Raw genomic sequence first — 1,590 nt, forward strand, 5'->3', positions numbered from 1 at the left:
CATTGCTGTAAACTTAAGGGAAAAATAAAGAGAAAAAGGCAGGTGATAAAACGTCAAATCACCCGCCTTAGGTATAAGGATAATAAAAAAACTAGAGGATGAAGTTAATAAAATGTTCGATAACGAGAACATTCTGACCCTATCCAAATCGAATGGATTTATTAAACGACTTCGGAAAGTCCGGCCAATCCCTTTGATTGAGGCTGTATTATTTAGCAATGAAGATCCATCAAAAGTTAGCCTTAATGACATCGCTATGTATCTAAATTTTAAGTTTGGTATTAAACTTACCCGACAAGCAATAAAAAAGAGGTTCAATAAAAATGCGACGATTTTTCTTAAGCAATTATTGGAAGGGCTTCTTCATTCAAATCTTGAAGATAAGGTTCCTTCTTTTACACAATCATGTTTTGAGCGAATAATTATAAAAGATTCCACCTGTAATCAATTGCCGGACCATTTCAAAAGCGTATATCCCGGTAGTGGAGGTTCCGGTTCAAAATCAGCAGTTAGGATTCAGTTTGAATATGATTTGAAAAATTTAAAAGTTCTGGAGTTAAGCGTTAGTTCTTTTAATCATCAAGACCTTCACAATGCGAAAGAAACAATCGCAGAAATTGACAAGAACGATTTAGTATTAAGAGACATGGGATATGTTTCGCTGGAAGTATTAAAATTGATTGATGCTGCAGAAGCTTGGTATATTTCAAGACTCAAACCAAACATGACCAAAATTTGTGATACAGCTACCGGAAAACTTTTAGATTTCTCAAAAATAGAGCAATATATGCGTAAAAATAATTTATCGCTGCTAGAAAAGGAAGTTCTCATAGGCGAAGAAAAATATAAAACTCGTCTTGTCATAGAATTGATTCCCGATCAGGTAAAAGCAGAGAGAATCAGAAAAGCCGAAAAAAATGCAAAGAAAAAAAATCGTCAAATATCAAAGCAGCGAAAAGCGAAGTTTGGATTGAATCTTTTTTTAACAAACTGCTCACCCAATATGATATCCGCATGTGAACTTCGGCGCATTTATGGAATTCGTTGGCAAATAGAAATGATATTCAAAGCCTGGAAACAGAATATTCCGTTTCATAAGATAAAGAAAATGAGCATTGACCGATACGAATTTCTGCTTTATTCAAAACTGATAATAATAATATTACAATGGAAGTTTTATCAAATAATGGACATTATAAGCTACACAAAAAGAAGAAGGCGGGTGAGTCCTTTGAAAATATACAAGGCCTTTAGACTCATAAAAGAAAAATTTATTGACATTATGAGAGGAAATAAAGGCTCCACAAGAGAAACAATAAATCGACTACTGGATGCTTGTAATTTCTATATGTTACATGATGATCGAAAAGGAAGAATTAATTGGCGAAGTGCACAAATAATCTAAATAAAAATTTCATATAATGCAGATATTTAGTATATTAGAGGTATGTAAAACGCCGGGCCAACAATATGTTGGCCAAAAAAAATTAGGTATGAGGGCGTTCTTCACAACAGGAGGCGGAAGCCTCCGTTTGCCCTCGCGTTATCATTTCATTATCAACCTTTTAGCCACTTAAGTTTACAGCAATG

At 34.0% G+C, this 1,590-nt stretch carries 1 protein-coding gene; it reads left to right on the forward strand.

Annotation, left to right across the window (positions count from 1 at the left end):
- Positions 1 to 112 precede the first annotated feature (112 nt).
- Entirely contained in the window at positions 113 to 1,405 is a 1,293-nt protein-coding gene (locus ACT29H_RS16720) for an IS4 family transposase (RefSeq protein ID WP_444822800.1), read from the forward strand.
- The last annotated feature ends 185 nt before the right edge of the window (positions 1,406 to 1,590 follow it).

Origin of the sequence: Thermophagus sp. OGC60D27 (assembly GCF_052400625.1) — a bacterium.
Classification (GTDB): Bacteria; Bacteroidota; Bacteroidia; order Bacteroidales; family Marinilabiliaceae; genus Thermophagus.